Below are 18,788 nucleotides of genomic sequence, written 5' to 3' on the forward strand. Positions count from 1 at the left end.
GCATTTCCGGTTCCGCCGAAGAGCTGAGGCCCGACCGCCGCGAGGCCGGGGTGCCGCGGCTGACCAGGCCCGCGGAGGCGGGAGAGTGACGCACACCTCCGCGCCGTGAACGGGGATCACCCCACGGTGGGGGCGGCACGGTGATGAGATGCGGGGGTGCGAGACAATGACGGCATGGAGATGCCGAGGAACGAAAGGTCGCCCGAGAATCCCCAGATCCTGGTCGTGGGCCAGGACGGCATGGCGATCGGCGGCGGAGGAGACGAGGACTCCCGCGAGACTCCGGTGACGGAGCAGGTCGAGCAGCCGGCCAAGGTGATGCGGATCGGCAGCATGATCAAGCAGCTGCTGGAGGAGGTGCGCGCGGCACCGCTGGACGAGGCGAGCCGGGTCCGGCTGAAGGAGATCCACGCCAGCTCGGTGAAGGAGCTGGAGGACGGGCTGGCGCCGGAACTCGTGGAGGAGCTGGAGCGGCTCTCCCTGCCGTTCACGGACGAGAAGACCCCCAGCGACGCGGAACTGCGGATCGCGCAGGCCCAGTTGGTCGGCTGGCTGGAGGGCCTCTTCCACGGCATCCAGACCACCCTGTTCGCGCAGCAGATGGCGGCGCGGGCCCAGCTGGAGCAGATGCGGCGGGCGCTGCCGCCGGGCGTGGCCCACGAGATGGGCGGCGACGACCCGCGGGCCGGTGGCCGCTCGGGAGGACCGTACCTGTAGATCACCGGCCGACAGACGACACAAGGGCCCGGCGGCCGTGCGGCTGCCGGGCCCTTCGCACGTCCGCCCCGGATGCTCCGGATGCTCCGGACGGCCCGGACGCCCCGGACGGGACGCGGGAGGTGGCTCAGGACGACGGGGGGTTGCCCGTGGAGACGTCGAGCTGGATCTGCTGCATGTCCTTGGGGTCGACGTCCGTGCCCGCGGCGGGGAACTGCTTCATGACCGTGCCCTCGCCGTAGGTGTTCTCGTCCACGTCGTTGACCTTGAGCTCCCAGCCGGCGGCCTGCAGGCACTCCTTGACCGACTTGATGTACTTGAACCGGAAGTCGGGCAGCTCGATCTTGTCGGGGTCGTTGTACGACTCCTGCGGTTCGGTGCACTCGGTGGAGTCGATCGTCCGCGAGGTGTCCGGCCCGGTGTAGCCGGCCGCCTTCGTCACCGTCGGGCTCGCGCTGCTGCCACCGTTCTTGCTCTTGCCGCTGCCGTCGCCCTGGTTCGCCAGGGCGAGGAGCAGGCCGCCGACGGCCACCACGGAGACCACGATCGAGCCGATGACCACCGGCTTGTTGCTCCTGCCCCCGGCCGTGGGCGCCGGGGTGTGGTGCTGCGGCACCGGCTGGTACTGCGGCTGGGTCTGCGGCGCGTACCCGGCCGGCGTCGGCGTCTGGTAGCCGCCCTGCTGCGGATAGCCGTAGGCGGGCGAGGGGGTGGGCGTGCTGTACGGGTTCGGCGCCGGCTGGTACGGCGTCTGCACGGGCCCGGTCGGCGCCGGGGTCGTCTGGTCGACCGGCGGGAACACCGCGGAGCCGACGCCGGCGCCGCTCGGGGTGGGCGCGCCGGGGACGATGCTCGGCGGGGCGCCCTGGACGGAGGCGGCCACCCGGAGGCACTCGTCGCGCATGGACTCGGCACTCGGGAAGCGCTCGTTCGGGTTCTTCTTCAGCGCGCGGGCGACCAGCGCGTCCACCGCGGGCGGCAGCGAGCGGTTGACCGACGAAGGAGCCACCGGCTCCTCCTGCACGTGCGCGTACGCGATCGCCAGCGGCGAGTCGGCGTCGAACGGCAGCCGCCCGGTGACCAGCTGGAACAGCATGATGCCGACCGAGTACAGGTCGGAGCGGGCGTCCACGCCACGGCCGAGGGCCTGTTCGGGCGAGAGGTACTGCGGGGTGCCGACGACCATGCCGGTCTGCGTCATCGAGGTGACGCCGGACTGCATGGCGCGGGCGATGCCGAAGTCCATCACCTTGACGACGCCGCGCTTGGTCATCATCACGTTGCCCGGCTTGATGTCCCGGTGGACCAGCCCCATCTCGTGGCTGATCTCCAGCGCCGCGAGCACGTCCGCGGTGATCTTCAGCGCCTTGTCGGCGGGCATCGCGCCGAACTGCCGTACGTCCTCGTCGAGGACCGAGCCGAGCGGGCGGCCCTCGATGTACTCCATGACGATGTACGGCGTCGTCATGCCGTCGAGTTCGTCCTCGCCGGTGTCGAAGACGGAGACGATGTTGGTGTGCGTGAGCTTCGCCACGGCCTGGGCCTCGCGGCGGAAACGCTCACGGAAGGCCGGTTCCCGGCCCAGTTCGGTGTGGAGGGTCTTGATCGCGACCTGCCGGTCCAGCACCGCGTCGTACGCCAGGTGCACCGAGGCCATGCCGCCCTCGCCGAGCAAGTCACGCAGCTGATACCGGCCACCGGCGAGCGCCCGCCCCGTATACCGCCCGTGTGCGCCGTCCTGCTGGCTCATGTCTCCGTGTCCCCCACTAGACCTCAGGCGCAGTGACCATCGTTGATCGAAAGTGCCATTCCCGGCCAAGTCTGCCCCAGGGCAGTGACACGTCAAGCTCGGTGCCCGTTCCGTGACCGTACGCGAATGAAGCGTCGCGCGAGCGTTACCGAGGCTGTACGGCCGGTACACGGGATTTGCACGACCGAGGACGATGACGGTTTCATGGCCGGTCCGTCCCGTGCCGGTTCCGCAACCCTTCCCGGATCGGCGGGTTGCGCGGAGGCTGTAGCGTGGCCGACGGAGACCGTGACAACACCGCGCGCACCGCGGGCAGAAACGACGGCGAGGACTGATGGCACAGCAGCAGCGCGCCCAGGGCCCGTCCGACCCCGAGGCGACTGGCGGCGGAATGTCGGACGCACCGGAGCTGTGGGGCAACGGCGGGCTTGTCGGGGACGGCCGGTACCGGCTGACCCACAGACTCGGCCGGGGCGGCATGGCAGAGGTGTTCGCCGCCGAGGACGTGCGCCTCGGGCGGACCGTCGCGGTGAAGCTGCTGCGCGCCGACCTCGCCGAGGACCCGGTCTCCAAGGCCCGCTTCACGCGCGAGGCCCAGTCGGTGGCCGGGCTCAACCACCACGCGATCGTCGCCGTGTACGACTCCGGCGAGGACGTCGTCGGCGGCCAGAGCGTGCCGTACATCGTGATGGAGCTGGTCGAGGGCCGCACCATCCGCGACCTGCTGCTCAACGCCGAGGCACCCGGACCCGAGCAGGCCCTGATCATCGTCTCCGGCGTGCTGGAGGCACTGGCCTACTCGCACCAGCACGGCATCGTGCACCGCGACATCAAGCCGGCCAACGTCATCATCACCAACAACGGCGCCGTGAAGGTGATGGACTTCGGCATCGCCCGCGCCCTGCACGGCGCGTCGACGACGATGACGCAGACCGGCATGGTCATGGGCACCCCGCAGTACCTCTCCCCGGAGCAGGCGCTCGGCAAGGCCGTCGACCACCGCTCCGACCTGTACGCGACCGGCTGCCTGCTCTACGAACTCCTCGCGCTGCGGCCCCCCTTCACCGGCGAGACGCCGCTGTCGGTGGTCTACCAGCACGTCCAGGACATCCCGACGCCGCCGTCCGAGGTCTCCGACGCCTCGCCTCCGGAGCTCGACGGCCTGGTCATGCGCTCGCTGGCCAAGGAACCGGACGACCGCTTCCAGACGGCCGAGGAGATGCGCGGGCTCGTCCAGTACGGGCTGCAGATGCTCTACGACCAGGGCAGCCACACCGGCACCTGGAACACCGGCCCGGTCGCCATGCACGAGGGCCGGCACACCCCGGCCACCGGTTTCGCCGGCACCCAGGTGCTGCCGCACCCCGGCGACGCCTCCGGCACGACCCAGATCCCGCAGCCGATCCTGCCCACCGGGTACGGCGGCGGGGACGACGGCGGCTTCGAGGGGCACGGCAACCGGGGCAGCGGCCGCGGCAAGCTGTGGATCCTCGCCGTCCTCGCGGTGATCGCCATCGCGGCGGGCGTCGCGCTGGCGATGCAGAACACCGGCTCGGGCGGCGGCGGCTCGGGCACGACCCAGTCGCCGACCGCGACGAAGTCCACCAAGGACGACACGGCCAGCGAGACGCCGAGCGACCAGGCGAGCGACCAGGCGACGGACACGGCCACGGACAACGGCTCGGGCGACAACTCCGGCTCGAACTGGACGCCGTCGTACTCGCCCTCGTACACGCCGTCGCCGAGCTACAGCCAGCAGCCGACGAACGAGCCCAGCAGCGACCCGACGTCCCAGGCGCCGACGCAGCAGCCGAGCGACACGGCGTCCGAGCAGCCGCAGCCGACGGAGCCCACGGCCGGCATCACCGACGGCCTGGGCGGGAACTGACCCGTCCCGGCGGACCGCCTTTCACACACGCGGGGAGCCGTCCCACGGCTCCCCGCACCCGTGCCCGCCCGGCCGGTCACTTCAGTCCGCCGGTTTCGGTCCGCCGGTTCGGTCCGCCGCTTCAGTCCGCGAACGCCCCGCACACCGCGTCGTACTCGCGCGTCCACCACACCGCCAGCGCCGAGGCCGCCGGGAACTGGGGGTCGGCGCGGGTGTCGCCGCGCTCGTAGTGCCAGCGCAGCATCCAGAAGTCGTTGAGGCGCTCCCACCACACGCGGTGCACGGCCGCGGCGAGCTGGGACGGCGTGGCGCCGGCCGCCCGCCGGTACGCGCGCGCGTAGGCCCGCACCTTCGGCAGGTCGAGCGTCCCGGCGGGCTGCACGAAGAAGATCGCGGCGGCGCGTACGGCCTCCTCCGCGCGGGGCCGCAGACCCAGCCGGTCCCAGTCCACGATCGCGGCCGGCGCGTCACCCCGGTAGAGCAGGTTGAACGGGTGGAAGTCGCCGTGCACCCAGCCCACCGATCCACCGCGCGGCGGACGCCGGTCCGCGTGCCGCTCCAGCAGGGCGCGCCGCTCCAGCAGGCGGTGGCGGGCCAGTTCGTCGAAGGCGTCGGCGGGATGGTGGCGGCGCACCCGGGCGAGCAGGTCGTCGATGAGGGTGAAGGTGTCGGCCGGGTCCGCGCTCTCGGCCGGTTCGGCGCGCGCCCGCCGGTGCGCCGGCATCACGTGCTCCAGCCCGGCGTGCACCCGCCCCAGCAGCGCGCCCAGCCGCCCGCACTGCCCGGTGCCGAGCTGCCCGCCGTGCCGGTGGCGCCCCTCGATCCACGGGTGCAGGGCGTACGCGTGCCCGCCGACGACGGCGACCGTGCGCCCGTCCCGGCCGGCCAGCGCGGGCGCCACCGGGACGCCCAGGTCGGCCAGGCGCTGGGTGGCGCGGTGACGGCGGGCGATGGCGGCCGGGTCGGCCGTCTCGGGGTCGAAGTGGTGCTTGAGGAAGTACCGGCCGAGGGTGGTGCGCAGGCGGTAACCGCGGTTGAGCAGGCCCTGGTCGACGGGCTCGCAGGCGAGGGCCGAACCGGCCGCGAACTGGCGCAGCAACGCGCCCAACGGGGGCGCGTGAGGCACCTGGGGTGGTACGGAGGAGCGCGGCACGCCCCGATGCTAGGGCACCGGCCTGACCCATGAGCTGCGCGTTGTCACACACAGTCGCTTTCGATCACAATGAGTGCTCGAAAGGGTGTCGCGCACCTGACGAACCGTGGCGCTTCCGCGTGACGAACCGCCCCGCTCGCGGTGGACTCTTCCCGTGACCTGGGTCACCGGGATAACGTGCCGTTGTTCCGGCCCCCTGCAAGGCTGTGACCAGGGACTGTTCCCGGCTGACGCGATTTACTTGGAAATCCAAGCAAAATCGCAGGTCAGGGGGTGTTTCACAGAAGTGTGGAGCACTGGGTAACGTGCCTCTTGCAGGGCGCTCGCCGGGGCACCTGTCACACCTGTCCCCAACGAGCCGCACCCACCCTGTGCGCCCGTGGGACGGCAGGTGAGCCGCTTCCCCGGGCTCCTGAACGGAGCTGGGGGGACACCCAGGCACCCGGCGAACCCGGGAGCCGGACCGACGGAGGAGCACACGTGACCGTGGAGAGCACTGCCGCGCGCAAGCCGCGACGCAGCGCCGGTACCAAGAGCACGGCCGGCAAGCGAACGACCGGCCGGAAGTCGCCGGGCACCGAGCCCGGCCTCGTACAGCTGCTGACGCCCGAGGGCGAGCGCGTCGAGAACGCCGAGTACGACTCCTACGTCGCCGGCGTCACCCCCGAGCAGCTGCGCGGCCTGTACCGCGACATGGTGCTCACCCGCCGCTTCGACGCCGAGGCCACCGCGCTCCAGCGGCAGGGCGAGCTGGGCCTGTGGGCCTCGCTGCTCGGCCAGGAGGCCGCCCAGATCGGCTCCGGCCGGGCGCTGCGCGACGACGACTACGTCTTCCCGACCTACCGCGAGCACGGCGTCGCCTGGTGCCGCGGGGTCGACCCGACCAACCTGCTCGGCATGTTCCGCGGCGTGAACAACGGCGGCTGGGACCCGAACAGCAACAACTTCCACCTGTACACGATCGTCATCGGCTCCCAGACGCTGCACGCGACCGGGTACGCGATGGGCGTCGCCAAGGACGGCGCGGACTCGGCCGTCATCGCGTACTTCGGCGACGGCGCCTCCAGCCAGGGCGACGTCGCGGAGTCCTTCACCTTCTCCGCGGTCTACAACGCCCCCGTGGTGTTCTTCTGCCAGAACAACCAGTGGGCGATCTCCGAGCCGACCGAGAAGCAGACCCGCGTGCCGCTGTACCAGCGCGCGCAGGGCTACGGCTTCCCCGGCGTCCGCGTCGACGGCAACGACGTCCTCGCGTGCCTGGCGGTCACCCGGTGGGCGCTGGAGCGCGCCCGGGCCGGCGAGGGCCCGACGCTGGTCGAGGCGTACACGTACCGCATGGGCGCGCACACCACCTCCGACGACCCCACCCGCTACCGGGGCGACGAGGAGCGGCAGTCCTGGGAGGCAAAGGACCCGATCCTGCGGCTCCGCCGCTACCTGGAGGCCGCAAACCACGCGGACGAGGGATTCTTCGCGGAACTGGAGACCGAGAGCGAGACGTTGGGCAGGCGAGTGCGCGAAGCGGTCCGCGCCATGCCGGACCCGGACCGGTTCGCCATCTTCGAGAACGTGTACGCGGACGGGCACGCGCTCGTCGACGAGGAGCGAGCGCAGTTCGCCGCCTACCAGGCGTCGTTCGCGGACGAGTCCGAAAGCGGCTTCGCCGCGGGAGAGGGGGTCTGACATGGCTGCGGAGAAGATGGCCCTGGCCAAGGCGATCAACGAGTCGCTGCGCCGCGCCCTGGAGTCCGACCCCAAGGTTCTGGTCATGGGCGAGGACGTCGGCAAGCTCGGCGGCGTGTTCCGGGTGACGGACGGCCTGCAGAAGGACTTCGGCGAGAGCCGCGTCATCGACACCCCCCTCGCCGAGTCCGGCATCGTCGGCACGGCGATCGGTCTCGCGCTGCGCGGCTACCGCCCGGTGGTGGAGATCCAGTTCGACGGCTTCGTCTTCCCGGCCTACGACCAGATCGTCACGCAGCTCGCGAAGATGCACGCACGCTCGCTGGGCAAGGTCAAGATGCCGGTCGTCATCCGCATCCCCTACGGCGGCGGCATCGGCGCGGTCGAGCACCACTCGGAGTCCCCGGAGTCGCTGTTCGCGCACGTGGCGGGCCTGAAGGTGGTCTCCCCCTCCAACGCCTCCGACGCGTACTGGATGATGCAGCAGGCCATCCAGAGCGACGACCCGGTGATCTTCTTCGAGCCCAAGCGGCGCTACTGGGACAAGGCCGAGGTCAACACCGAGGCGATCCCCGGCCCGCTGCACCGGGCCCAGGTCGTCCGCGAGGGCACCGACCTCACCCTGGTCGCCTACGGCCCGATGGTGAAGCTGTGCCAGGAGGTCGCCGACGCGGCCGCCGAAGAAGGCAAGTCCCTGGAGGTCCTGGACCTGCGCTCGGTCTCCCCGCTGGACTTCGACTCGATCCAGACCTCGGTGGAGAAGACGCGCCGCCTGGTGGTGGTCCACGAGGCCCCGGTGTTCTTCGGCTCGGGCGCGGAGATCGCCGCCCGCATCACGGAGCGCTGCTTCTACCACCTGGAGGCGCCGGTCCTGCGGGTCGGCGGCTACCACGCCCCGTACCCGCCGGCCCGCCTGGAGGAGGAGTACCTGCCGGGCCTGGACCGGGTGCTCGACGCCGTCGACCGCGCCCTGGCGTACTGAGGAGAAGGTCGTGACGACGATGACGGAAGCGTCCGTACGCGAGTTCAAGATGCCGGACGTGGGCGAGGGGCTCACCGAGGCCGAGATCCTCAAGTGGTACGTCCAGCCCGGCGACACGGTCACCGACGGCCAGGTGGTGTGCGAGGTCGAGACCGCCAAAGCGGCCGTCGAACTGCCCATCCCCTACGACGGTGTGGTCCGCGAGCTGCACTTCCCCGAGGGCACCACGGTGGACGTGGGCACGTCGATCATCGCGGTGGACGTGTCGGGCGGCACCGCCGTCGCCGCCCCGGCCGCCGCCGCGCCCGAGCGGCCGGAGGAGCCGAAGCCGCAGGGCCGCCAGCCGGTCCTGGTGGGCTACGGGGTGGCGACGTCCTCCACCCGGCGCCGTCCGCGCAAGGGCCCGGAGACCACGACGCCCGCACCCGTGCCCGCCCCCGCAGCGCCCGCACCCGCGGCTCCGGCGGGGCTGAACGGCCACGGGCAGGCCCCCGCCGCGGCCCCCGCGGCGCCGCAGGAGCGCCCGCTGGCCAAGCCGCCGGTGCGCAAGCTGGCCAAGGACCTGGGCGTCGACCTGACGACGGTCACGCCGTCCGGCCCGGACGGGATCATCACGCGCGAGGACGTGCACGCGGCGGTCGCGGCGCGGACCGTGACGCCCGAGCCGGCCGTGGAGGCGCCCGCCGCCCCCACGCCTGCCCCGGTGTACGACACGGCTCGCGAGACCCGCGTCCCGGTCAAGGGGGTCCGCAAGGCCACGGCGGCGGCGATGGTCGGCTCGGCGTTCACCGCCCCGCACGTCACCGAGTTCGTGACGGTGGACGTGACCCGCACCATGAGGCTGGTCGAGGAGCTCAAGCAGGACAAGGAGTTCGCCGGCCTGCGCGTGAACCCCCTGCTGCTGATCGCCAAGGCCCTGCTGGTCGCCATCCGGCGCAACCCGGACATCAACGCGTCCTGGGACGAGGCGAACCAGGAGATCGTGCTCAAGCACTACGTCAACCTGGGCATCGCGGCGGCGACCCCGCGCGGCCTGATCGTCCCGAACATCAAGGACGCCCACGCCAAGACGCTGCCGCAACTGGCCGAGGCCCTGGGCGACCTGGTGGCCACGGCCCGCGAGGGCAAGACGTCCCCGGCGGCCATGCAGGGCGGCACGGTGACCATCACCAACGTCGGCGTCTTCGGCGTCGACACCGGCACGCCGCTGCTCAACCCCGGCGAGTCCGCGATCCTCGCAGTCGGCGCGATCAAGCTCCAGCCGTGGGTCCACAAGGGCAAGGTGAAGCCCCGCCAGGTCACCACCCTCGCCCTGAGCTTCGACCACCGCCTGGTGGACGGGGAACTCGGCTCCAAGGTCCTCGCGGACGTCGCCGCGATCCTGGAACAGCCCAAACGGCTGATCACTTGGGCGTGACGGGCGTCACCCGATAGTCTCGGAGGCCCGGAGGGGACGGCCGCAACTTCAGCTTGCGACCGCCCCCTCCGTCTTTCTCCCTGAGGGCTCCGTCAGGGATTGTCAGCCCTGGTCGAGCACATACACCGGCGCCCCGTCCTCCGCACCGCCCTGCGAGCGGATGCACGCGTGCTTCTGCAGCAGGCGGAGGCATTCGTTGACGCGGCGCACCGGGAGTCCCGTACGAGCCGCGATCGCTTCCAGCGGCTCGCGGAGTTCACCCTGTTCGACCAGGACCGGGGCGATGACCACGGCCACCGTCCACACGTCCTCCGTCACCGACAGCCGGTGCCGCCAGTCGGCCAGCACGGACTCCGTGGTGGGCAGCACCGCGAGGCGCCCGTCAGGAGCCCGGCGTCCGAGGACGAGACCGTCGAGCCGGTCCGCGATCCGCTCCATCGCCCGCACCATGGCCTGCTGCACGGCAAGCGTGGCCTTCTGCGTCGCCAGCACCTCCCGCTGCAGGGTGACTGCCTCCTTCTGCAGCGTGAGCGATTCGTGCTGTGCGTTCGCAAGCTCCTCGTCCAGCTGAAGGTTGTGCGCCTCGAGCCGCACGATGGCCTCCGCGACCTGGTCCGGCATGGCATACACGACCGGGGCACTCGGATCGGCGGGCTGCACCTCCGCCTCTTCGAGGGCGTAAGAGCCCTCTCGCTGCACTGTCTCGATCACCTCCGCGGCCCACTGCTTGAAGGGCTCGCAGGACGGTTTCGTACAGGCCTGGACGAGGCGGATCAGACCTTGCAGATCGATGAGTTGCAAGTCTCGGCGCCACTCCCTACCTGCGGGAATGCTGAGAGAGTGACTTCCAGTCACTGTCTCGAGACTCTCTCGATGGCCCTCCGGGACGTGGTCCGTCAGTGCCTTTCGGGTCGTGGTGTACCCGAGTTCCTTGCACACATCCACCGCCGGGAACCAGTGGGTCCCGTCCGGCATGGTCAGCCGGCGCACCCGGGCGCCGGTCGCCGCGTACACGAAGTCGCTGACGTCGATCGCCTCGTGCCGTTCGGCAGAGTCGTGTCGCTTACTGGGTTCGATCACGTGAACCACCTCCGCCGCGGAACGTAAAGCGGAGCAAATCGAATATGCCAGCTGATGCCGGAATGTTCACGATTGCGAGCGAAGATCACGTATTCCGCTTGCAGGTGGAGCAGTTGAGTGCGCGTGACCTCAACTGCCTTATCTTGGCGCATCGCTGTCCAGCCCCGGCGAGTCCGCGGTTCTCGCGGCCGACGTGATCAAGCTCCAGCCGTGGGTCCACAAGGGCAAGGCAACGCTCCTCCGTCAGGTCATCACGCCGGCGCTGAGCTTCGACCACTGCCTTGTGGCCGGGGAACTGGACTACAAGGTCCTGGCGGACGGGGCAGCGGTACTGGAACAGCCAAAGCCGTTGATCACCTGGGCGTGAGGCCTGCCAAGAACTGAAAGAGGGGCGAGAGAGTAACTTCCAGTTACTCTCTCGCCCCTCTCTGACCTGCGGGGACGCTGAGACCACAACTTCTGCTTGCGATCTCGCGAAACCTCGGAGCTGTGATCAGGCGGCAGTGCTGCCGACCATCAGAACCTTGACGGCGACAGTGGTTCCGTCGATCTCGTAGGTGGCCGGATAGATTCCCACGCGCAACCGCCGGAGGCTGGTCCCGCCAAGCTTGCTGCTGGCGGAGGGCTCCGGGTCGTTGGCAAGAGAATTGATCGCCTTCACGAGCGGCTTCACGGCGTCGCCGTCTCGCGCTCGGAGCCGCTTGAGGCCTTCGGAAGCCGTCCGTTCCCAGACGATGGTGTAGTTCAAGAGGCTTCCGCTCCGGCGATGAGGGCTTCGATCTCGGCCTGGGTGGCGGTAGAGCCGTCCGCAGACCGGGCGTACAGCGATACGGTCACGTCGGCAAAGTCGATCGCGCGCTCGCGGGTGTCCTCGTCCGGTGCCGAGTCGGCGAGCGCCTGGGTCCACCAGTGGTTGAGGAACGCGTCGAAGGCGCCGGAGTCGGACAGAGTGCCGAGTTCTGTGTAGAAGCCGGCTCGATGGTCGAGGCGCAGCGCCGCCCCGATGCCGTCGACCGTGCGCTGTACGACGTCCCCCGTGAACCCGGTGGCTTGCCTGGCCTCCGTCACCGCGTTGTGCCATTCGGCTGCCATCTGTGTCTCCTTTCGCCGCGGGGCCACGGTACCGGCAGGGCACCTTCGGAGACGGCTGAGCAGGCTACGCATCGGGGATCCTCGCGATGTCGAGTTCCGCCCAGACGCTCTTGCCGACCGTCAGTTTCTCCACGGACCAGCGGGAGGCGAGCGTACGGACGATGAGCAGTCCCCGGCCGAACTGGTCGTCGGGGTCGGAGACTCGGGCGTGGTCGGGGAGCCGCTCGCCCCTCGGATCGGTGACGGCGACCCGCAGCGCGCCCGCGCCGAGGGACGTCTCCACTCGGAACAGCCGGTCCCGCAGGCACCCGTGCAGCACCGCGTTGGTGCACAGCTCGCTCGCCACCAAGGCCGCGTCGCCGGCCACCTCCGGGTGCCCCCAGGCGACGGCGAGCCGGGCGACATGCCTGCGGGCGAGGGGGACGCTGCGCGGGTACGGCGTGAAGCTGACGGCGTCGTAGCGGCCGTGGACCTTGGGCGGCCCGGGAGGGCAGGAGTCGGTCACGGGAGCGCACCTCCTTGTGCGATGTGAGGCCCAGCGGGGTGGCTCCGCCGTGCGGACAGCACGGTGCGCTTCCGCCTACTGGTGTCGCTCTGTGGGCGATTGAGCACTGACGGTAGCGGCATCCGGCTGGGGGCAGCAACTTACTTGGGCAGAAATATTGCTGCCGTTGGTTTGCGGGGCCTCGCTCGGGAGTCCCACACTGGGCCGGTCGATCGGGAGGGACGTGTCATGGCGGGCAGGAACCCGGAACGGGGGAAGACGGTCACGACCGTCTTGGGGCGGCGACTCGGCGGGGAGTTGCTGCGCATGCGCGAGGTGTGCGGGATGCGCCAGCCGCAGGCCGCCGAGGCGTTGACGGCGTCGGTCACCAAGGTCGCGAAGATCGAACGCGGTCAGGTGCCACTGCGTGATCCCGACGTCAGGGCGCTGTGCCATCTGTACGGTCAGACGGACGAGGCGGTGATCGGGAAGCTGCTGGCCCTGGCCAAGGCGGACCGGGACCGGCGCAAGGCCAGGGGCTGGTGGAATCAGTACCCGCAGCTCGCCGCCATGGTCGAGTACGTCGCCCTGGAAGACATCGCCACCAGTATCCGCACCTGGGAAATCGCCTTCGTTCCAGGGCTGTTGCAGACGCCGGACTACGCGCGTGCCGTGGCGGTGGGCGCCGGCTCGTGGGAGGACCCGAGCGAGATCGAGCCGTTCGTGGATGCCAGACTGACCCGCCAGGCGCGGCTTCGGTCGGAACGCCCACTGGAACTGTGGGCTGTCATCCACGAGGGCGCGTTGCGTCAACTCGTCGGTGGACGGGCTGTGATGAGGGAGCAACTCGGCCATGTGCTCGACGTGGCGGCCCTGGACACGGTGAGAATCCAGGTGGTGCCCTTCCTCGCAGGCGCCAATCCCGGCATGACCGGGGCGTTCAGCATTGTCTCGTTCAGCGAGCCCGGAGCGCTGGACGTCGTACATATGGACGTACCGTCTTCTACGCTCTGGTTGGAGAGCGAGGAGGACGCTGCCAGGCATGGCCGTGTCTTCGAGCGGATCGCGCGGGTCGGTCTGGCGGAGCGCAACGCTCTCGAACTGATCGAGACCATTCGCAAGGAGATGTAGGCCGGTGACCGACTTCGAGTTCGTCAAATCCAGTTACAGCGGCGGAGACGCGGGACAGCAGTGCGTGGAGGTCGCCCGTAACGTCCCCCGGACCGTTGCCGTGCGGGACAGCAAGCGGGCCGGCGGGCCCATAGTCCGAGTCAACCCCGCCGCGTGGGCGTCCTTCGCGGCGTACGTGGGGCGTTCCGGGCGCTGAAAAGGCCCGTCGCCGGCTGCGACGGGCCCTTGGAGCGTGAAGCGGAACGTCAGCTGATCTTGGCGTAGCCGTAGTTGATGAGCTTCTTGACGTCGTTCGTGCGGTCGGTGGCGGTCGGGGCCGTCATGACCGTGCCCATCACCGACTCGCCGTTCAGCGTGGCGGCGAAGACGAGGCAGTAGTGGGCGTCGGGGCCCGAGCCGGTCTTGATGCCGAGCGTGCCGTTCCAGCCGAGCAGGGTGTTGGTGTTGCTCCAGGTGGCCATCGTGCGGGTGGCGCCGCTGCTCGTGATGGTCTTCGCCGTGTACGACTTGGTCTTCACGACGGTCTTGAACGTGGAGCTCTTCATCACGCTGCGGGCGAGCTTCGTCAGGTCGCGCGGCGTCGAGTAGTTCGAGCCGTTGCTGAGGCCGTCGAACGAGTCGAAGTGCGTGTTGGTCATGCCGAGGTTCTTGGCCGTGGTGTTCATCTTGGAGATGAACGACTTCACGCGCGCGCTGACCGACGTGCCCGTGCCGAACTTGTCGGCGAGGGCCATCGCGGCGTCGCAGCCGGAGGGCAGCATCATCCCGTACAGCAGCTGACGGACGGTGACCTTGTCACCGACGATCAGGTGGGCCGATGAGGGGTAGCCCTTGGAGACCATGTAGTCACTGACGGCCTTCTTGATCGTGACCTTGGTGTCCAGGTTCAGGTTCGACTGCGACAGCACGACCTTCGCGGTCATGACCTTCGTGGTCGAGGCGGTCAGCCGCTTGGTGTCGGCGGACTTGCTGTAGAGGGTGGTGCCAGTGGCGCTGTTCATCAGGTATCCGCCCTTGGCGGTGATGGTGGGCGCCGTCAAGGCCTGCGCCGGAGCCGCGGTGAGCGCTCCGGTGGCGAACACCGCGCCGGTCGTGACGGCGACGGCCGCGGCTTTGCGAAGACGGAAGCCCTTGATGCCGGTAATCAAGTGAGGTACCCCGATTGAGTCGAATGCCCCTGGAATGCGGCCGGTTGAGCGTGCATGGATTCTGGGGCCGCAGGTGTGTGACACGTAAGTAGCACAGAAGGTTGTGCGGTTGATGGGGTGAATTCAGGATCCGGCTGTGGCGTGGGCCACGTGCGTGCCGCGCGTGACTCAGGGGCGGCCGCCCGCGGTCCGCATGGTGGACCGGACCGGACATGCGTACGTGTTGTATCTATGCTGTGTTCATGCCTTCAGCGCCACTCGCCCCCGTCAAGCGGCCCCCCGCCGCCGACCGCGTGTACGCCCACGTCAAGCAGGCCGTCCTGGAACGCCGTTACGAGGGCGGGACTCTGCTCACCGAAGGGGAACTCGCCGAAGCCGTCGGAGTCTCGCGCACCCCCGTGCGGGAGGCGCTGCTGCGGCTGGAGGTCGAGGGGCTGATCCGGCTGTACCCGAAGAAGGGCGCGCTGGTCCTGCCGGTGTCCGCGCAGGAGATCGCCGACGTCATCGAGACCCGAATGCTGGTCGAGGAGCACGCGGCCCGCAAGGCCGTACCCGCTTCCGCGGGGCTCGTCGAGAGGCTGGAGGAGCTGTTGACCCGGCAGAAGGCGCAGGCCGCCGCCGGGGACTTCGCCGCGGCCGCCGTCACCGACCGCTGCTTCCATGCCGAGATCGTGCGAAGTGGCGGCAACGAGATCCTCTCCCGCCTCTACGACCAGCTGCGCGACCGCCAGCTGCGGATGGGCGTCGCCGTCATGCACTCGCACCCCGACCGGATCGCCAAGACGCTCGCCGAGCACGCGGAGATCCTCGACGCCCTGCGCTCCGGGGACGCGGACGCGGCGGTCGGCGTCGTCCACCGGCACGTCGGCTGGTTCTCGCACCTGGCGCGGGGTGAGATCCGATGAGCGTCTCCACTCTGCCGAGCGATCCTCCGGGCGGACGGCGCGCGATCGCCGTCTGGGGCATCGGCGTCTCCGTCTACTTCGTCGCCGTGATCTTCCGGACGTCCCTCGGCGTCGCCGGACTCGACGCGGCCGACCGCTTCCACGTCAACGCCTCGGCGCTGTCGACCTTCTCCATCCTCCAGCTGCTGGTCTACGCCGGCATGCAGATACCCGTGGGGCTCCTGGTCGACCGGCTCGGCACCAAGAAGGTGCTGGGCATCGGGACCGTGCTGTTCACGGCCGGCCAGCTGGGCTTCGCCCTCTCGCCGTCGTACGGCACGGCGCTCGCCTCGCGGGCGCTGCTCGGCTGCGGCGACGCGATGACGTTCATCAGCGTGCTGCGGCTGGGCACCCGCTGGTTCCCCGCCCGGCGCGGCCCGCTCGTCGCGCAGCTCGCGGGGCTCGTGGGCATGGCCGGCAATCTGGTCTCCACGCTGCTGCTGGCCCGGCTGCTGCACGGCGTCGGCTGGACGGCGGCGTTCGCGGGCAGCTCGGTCGCCGGGGCCGTCGTCCTGGTCCTGCTGCTGGTCTTCCTGAAGGACCACCCGGAGGGCCACGAGCCGGCGCCGCTGCCGCACCGGGGAGCCGCCTACGTGCGCCGGCAGATCGCCGCGTCCTGGCGGGAGCCGGGGACCCGGCTCGGGCTGTGGGTGCACTTCACGACCCAGTTCCCGGCGATGGTGTTCCTGCTCCTGTGGGGGCTGCCGTTCCTGGTCGAGGCCCAGGGGCTCAGCCGTGCCACGGCCGGGGAACTGCTCACCCTGGTCGTCCTGTCGAACATGGCCGTCGGCCTCGTCTACGGCCAGGTCGTCGCCCGGCACCACGCGGCCCGGCTGCCGCTGGCGCTGGGCACCGTGGGCGCCACCGCGGTCATGTGGGCGCTGACCCTGGCCTGGCCGGGCGCTCACGCGCCGATGGGGCTGCTGATCGCGCTGTGCGTGGTGCTGGGCGCCTGCGGGCCCGCGTCCATGCTCGGCTTCGACTTCGCGCGGCCGGCCAACCCGCCGGAGCGGCAGGGAACGGCCTCCGGAATCACCAACATGGGCGGTTTCGTCGCCTCGATGACGACGCTGTTCGCGATCGGCGTGCTGCTCGACGCCACCGGCGACAACTACACCGTCGCCTTCTCCGCGGTGTTCGTGCTCCAGGCGCTCGGCGTCAGCCAGATCCTCCGGCTCGGCGGGCGGGCGGCGCGCCGGGAGCGGGAGCGGCTGGTGGCCAGCCGGGTGGAGACGGTGCACGTACCCGCGTGATCCGCCGCACGGCCCCGCTCACCTGCGTGACCAGCCGGGCGGCCCCGCTCACCGGCGTGCCCGGGCCGCCGGGCGGGGCACCGCGTCGCCGTCGGCACGCGGTGCGGCCCCGTTCCACAGCCCCTCCGGAACGCCGTCCCGCAGCACCCCGGACCAGCGTCCCGCAGCGCCCCGGCTACGGCGTCACCGTGAAGTTCCGCAGGATCGCCGACGTCAGCTCCGGGTCGCCCTCCGCCTTGACCCGGTCCGCCACCGCGTCCGGCGTCACCCGGCCGCAGGCCAGGCGGACGTAGGTCTCCCAGTCGAGGGTGAAGGTCGCGGCGGGGCCGAGGGCGGGGGCGGTCTCGAGGGTGCCGCGGCCCTGGATGTCGATGCGGATCGTGCGCAGGAACTCGACGGGACCGTGGACGTCGAAAACGAACGCCGAACTGCGCGGCGCCTCGGCACGGTTCGCCACCACCTCCGGCAGCGCGGCCAGCAGCACGTCACGGGCCACCTGCGCGCCGGGGGAGTCGAGGTTGCCGGGACGGCCGAGCGCGGCGCGCAGGTCCTGCTCGTGCACCCACACGTTGAAGGCGTGGCTGCGCATGGACTCCTCCAGCGTCAGCTCGGTGCCCAGCGGGCCGCGCACCTTGGCGCCCGGCTGCCGGTTCTCGTTGCGCAGCTGGCGGTTGCGGCGGATGATCACGTACTCCAGCTCGGACGTCATCTCCGGCGCCGTGTGGTGGCGGCGGACGTCGACCTGCATCTCCATGTAGCGCTGGTGCTCGTTGGTGACGTGGAACAGGTCGCGCGGGAGGGCGTGGATGGGCCGCGGATCGCCGAGCATCTCGCAGTCCAGGCCGATGACGTGGGAGACGACGTCACGGACCGACCACCCCGGGCACGGTGTGCGCCAATTCCACTCGCCTTCGACAAGGGGCCGGACCAGTTCCGATATCGCTTCGATGGAGTGGGTCCAGGCGTCGGCGTAGGGCTGGAGGGTGGGATGCAGACTCACGGAACGGGACCCCTCGGCGGTCGGTACACGGGCAGATTGTGGCGGCTTTGCCAGTGGGAGGTGGCTGCACTCGGCGGGTGTCTAGGAACTCCCCCCAGCTCTCGGCTGCGCTCGAGCCGGGGGTGCCCCCAAGTTACGCTGCTGTGAGGCACCCCGGCAGTGCTTTCGTGTGACGATCGTAGGCCCGAGTGGACGGCTTCCATGCCAGGACGGTGGTAGTGTGCGCGCCTCTTTGCTTCAAATTGCCGTAGACGAGGGCGAATCGGTCGAATCGCGTCGGCGGCGGGTGTCGTCGCTCGTGCGGGACCAGGCCGGAGCCGATCTGGTCGTGCTCCCGGAGCTGTGGACCACCGGCGCGTTCGCGTACGAGGACTTCGGCGGCGAGGCCGAGCCGCTCCAGGGGCCGACGTACGAGGCCATGGCGAAGGCGGCGAGCGACGCGGGCGTGTGGCTGCACGCGGGCTCGATCCCCGAGCGCGACCCCGACGGCACCCTCTACAACACCTCACTCGTCTTCACCCCCTCCGGCGACCTGGCCGCCGCCTACCGCAAGATCCACCGCTTCGGCTTCGACAAGGGCGAGGCCGTGCTGATGGGAGCGGGCCGCGAGCCGGTGACCGTCCGGCTGCCGCAGACCACCGCCGGCCTGGCCACCTGCTACGACCTCCGCTTTCCCGAACTGTTCCGCGCGCTCGTCGACGCCGGCGCCGAGATGCTGGTGATCCCGGCGGGCTGGCCGGAGCGCCGCCGGGCGCACTGGACGCTGCTGGCCCGGGCGCGGGCGGTGGAGAACCAGGCGTTCGTGCTCGCCTGTGGAACGGCCGGGACGCACGCGGGGGTTCCCCAGGCCGGTCACTCGATCGTGGTGGATCCCTGGGGCGAGGTGCTCGCCGAGGCGGGCGCCGGCGAGGAGATCCTCACCGTCGACCTCGACCCGGCGAAGGTGGCGGCGACCCGGCAGCAGTTCCCGGCCCTGAAGGACCGCGTCCTGGGCCTGGCACCGCCGCCCGCGCCCCGCTCCTCCTGAGGCCCGTGCCCCCTGTCCCGTGACCCTGTCCCGGCGGGG

At 70.6% G+C, this 18,788-nt stretch carries 18 protein-coding genes and 1 pseudogene; 11 read left to right on the top strand and 8 right to left on the bottom strand.

Annotated elements, in window-relative coordinates:
- Nucleotides 1-174: 174 nt before the first annotated feature.
- Nucleotides 175-717 carry a bacterial proteasome activator family protein gene (locus tag ACZ5GT_RS00720; RefSeq protein ID WP_324790019.1) on the top strand — a complete coding sequence of 181 codons (543 nt, stop codon included), beginning with the start codon at nt 175-177 and terminating at the stop codon, nt 715-717.
- 127 nt (nt 718-844) lie between these two features.
- Here the strand turns inward: ACZ5GT_RS00720 and ACZ5GT_RS00725 are convergent, their stop codons facing one another.
- The gene (locus ACZ5GT_RS00725) at nt 845-2,467 is read right to left on the bottom strand and encodes a protein kinase domain-containing protein (RefSeq protein WP_469012028.1); all 1,623 of its coding nucleotides are present in this window, start codon (nt 2,465-2,467) and stop codon (nt 845-847) included.
- Between the two features lie 334 nt (nt 2,468-2,801).
- On the opposite strand from ACZ5GT_RS00725, the gene ACZ5GT_RS00730 reads away from it, so the two are divergent.
- Nucleotides 2,802-4,355, top strand: coding sequence for a protein kinase domain-containing protein (locus ACZ5GT_RS00730; protein ID WP_469012030.1), 1,554 nt, complete (start codon nt 2,802-2,804; stop codon nt 4,353-4,355).
- A 121-nt stretch (nt 4,356-4,476) separates the two neighbouring features.
- On the opposite strand, the gene ACZ5GT_RS00735 is transcribed toward ACZ5GT_RS00730, so the two are convergent.
- On the bottom strand, nt 4,477-5,481 hold the full coding sequence (locus ACZ5GT_RS00735; RefSeq protein ID WP_469012435.1) for a phosphotransferase: 1,005 nt from the start codon (nt 5,479-5,481) through the stop codon (nt 4,477-4,479).
- Between the two features lie 507 nt (nt 5,482-5,988).
- Here ACZ5GT_RS00735 and pdhA point away from each other — a divergent pair.
- From pdhA to ACZ5GT_RS00750, 3 genes are read left to right on the top strand one after another with little or no spacing between them, the layout of a single operon-like run.
- Nucleotides 5,989-7,191, top strand: coding sequence for a pyruvate dehydrogenase (acetyl-transferring) E1 component subunit alpha (pdhA, locus tag ACZ5GT_RS00740; protein WP_469012033.1), 1,203 nt, complete (start codon nt 5,989-5,991; stop codon nt 7,189-7,191).
- A gap of 1 nt (nt 7,192) precedes the next feature.
- On the top strand, nt 7,193-8,173 hold the full coding sequence (locus ACZ5GT_RS00745; protein ID WP_469012035.1) for an alpha-ketoacid dehydrogenase subunit beta: 981 nt from the start codon (nt 7,193-7,195) through the stop codon (nt 8,171-8,173).
- A gap of 10 nt (nt 8,174-8,183) precedes the next feature.
- Nucleotides 8,184-9,590: a dihydrolipoamide acetyltransferase family protein gene (locus ACZ5GT_RS00750; protein ID WP_469012037.1), complete on the top strand. Its 1,407-nt coding sequence runs from the start codon at nt 8,184-8,186 to the stop codon at nt 9,588-9,590.
- A gap of 102 nt (nt 9,591-9,692) precedes the next feature.
- On the opposite strand, the gene ACZ5GT_RS00755 is transcribed toward ACZ5GT_RS00750, so the two are convergent.
- Entirely contained in the window at nt 9,693-10,670 is a 978-nt protein-coding gene (locus tag ACZ5GT_RS00755) for a BRO-N domain-containing protein (protein WP_469012439.1), read from the bottom strand.
- A 160-nt stretch (nt 10,671-10,830) separates the two neighbouring features.
- Here ACZ5GT_RS00755 and ACZ5GT_RS00760 point away from each other — a divergent pair.
- Nucleotides 10,831-11,037, top strand: a pseudogene (locus ACZ5GT_RS00760) (2-oxo acid dehydrogenase subunit E2); the annotation flags it as partial.
- 126 nt (nt 11,038-11,163) lie between these two features.
- Here ACZ5GT_RS00760 and ACZ5GT_RS00765 read toward each other — a convergent pair.
- From ACZ5GT_RS00765 to ACZ5GT_RS00775, 3 genes are all read right to left on the bottom strand, one after another.
- Nucleotides 11,164-11,418, bottom strand: a complete 255-nt coding sequence (locus ACZ5GT_RS00765) for a type II toxin-antitoxin system RelE family toxin (protein WP_469012040.1) — start codon at nt 11,416-11,418, stop codon at nt 11,164-11,166.
- Nucleotides 11,415-11,762 (bottom strand): hypothetical protein, encoded by a 348-nt coding sequence (locus ACZ5GT_RS00770; RefSeq protein WP_469012043.1) that lies wholly within the window; start codon nt 11,760-11,762, stop codon nt 11,415-11,417. The genes ACZ5GT_RS00765 and ACZ5GT_RS00770 overlap by 4 nt, the downstream gene beginning before the upstream one ends.
- A 64-nt stretch (nt 11,763-11,826) precedes the next feature.
- Entirely contained in the window at nt 11,827-12,267 is a 441-nt protein-coding gene (locus ACZ5GT_RS00775; RefSeq protein ID WP_398283775.1) for an ATP-binding protein, read from the bottom strand.
- 228 nt (nt 12,268-12,495) lie between these two features.
- On the opposite strand from ACZ5GT_RS00775, the gene ACZ5GT_RS00780 reads away from it, so the two are divergent.
- Both ACZ5GT_RS00780 and ACZ5GT_RS00785 read left to right on the top strand, forming a co-directional pair.
- Nucleotides 12,496-13,377 (top strand): helix-turn-helix domain-containing protein, encoded by an 882-nt coding sequence (locus ACZ5GT_RS00780; protein ID WP_469012047.1) that lies wholly within the window; start codon nt 12,496-12,498, stop codon nt 13,375-13,377.
- A 4-nt stretch (nt 13,378-13,381) separates the two neighbouring features.
- Entirely contained in the window at nt 13,382-13,573 is a 192-nt protein-coding gene (locus tag ACZ5GT_RS00785) for a DUF397 domain-containing protein (RefSeq protein WP_469012050.1), read from the top strand.
- A 49-nt stretch (nt 13,574-13,622) separates the two neighbouring features.
- On the opposite strand, the gene ACZ5GT_RS00790 is transcribed toward ACZ5GT_RS00785, so the two are convergent.
- Nucleotides 13,623-14,525: a D-alanyl-D-alanine carboxypeptidase family protein gene (locus ACZ5GT_RS00790; RefSeq protein ID WP_469012051.1), complete on the bottom strand. Its 903-nt coding sequence runs from the start codon at nt 14,523-14,525 to the stop codon at nt 13,623-13,625.
- Between the two features lie 242 nt (nt 14,526-14,767).
- Between ACZ5GT_RS00790 and ACZ5GT_RS00795 the strand changes: the two genes are divergently transcribed.
- Nucleotides 14,768-15,430, top strand: coding sequence for a GntR family transcriptional regulator (locus ACZ5GT_RS00795; protein WP_469012053.1), 663 nt, complete (start codon nt 14,768-14,770; stop codon nt 15,428-15,430).
- Entirely contained in the window at nt 15,427-16,722 is a 1,296-nt protein-coding gene (locus ACZ5GT_RS00800) for an MFS transporter (protein ID WP_469012056.1), read from the top strand. Before ACZ5GT_RS00795 ends, ACZ5GT_RS00800 begins: the two co-directional genes overlap by 4 nt.
- A gap of 175 nt (nt 16,723-16,897) precedes the next feature.
- Here the strand turns inward: ACZ5GT_RS00800 and ACZ5GT_RS00805 are convergent, their stop codons facing one another.
- A complete protein-coding gene (locus ACZ5GT_RS00805; protein ID WP_469012059.1) occupies nt 16,898-17,722 on the bottom strand; it encodes a maleylpyruvate isomerase family mycothiol-dependent enzyme in 825 nt (274 codons plus the stop codon).
- A gap of 220 nt (nt 17,723-17,942) precedes the next feature.
- Between ACZ5GT_RS00805 and ACZ5GT_RS00810 the strand changes: the two genes are divergently transcribed.
- Nucleotides 17,943-18,749 carry a carbon-nitrogen family hydrolase gene (locus ACZ5GT_RS00810; protein WP_469012062.1) on the top strand — a complete coding sequence of 269 codons (807 nt, stop codon included), beginning with the start codon at nt 17,943-17,945 and terminating at the stop codon, nt 18,747-18,749.
- Nucleotides 18,750-18,788: the final 39 nt, after the last annotated feature.

It is taken from the genome of Streptomyces sp. NPDC031340, from assembly GCF_055569945.1.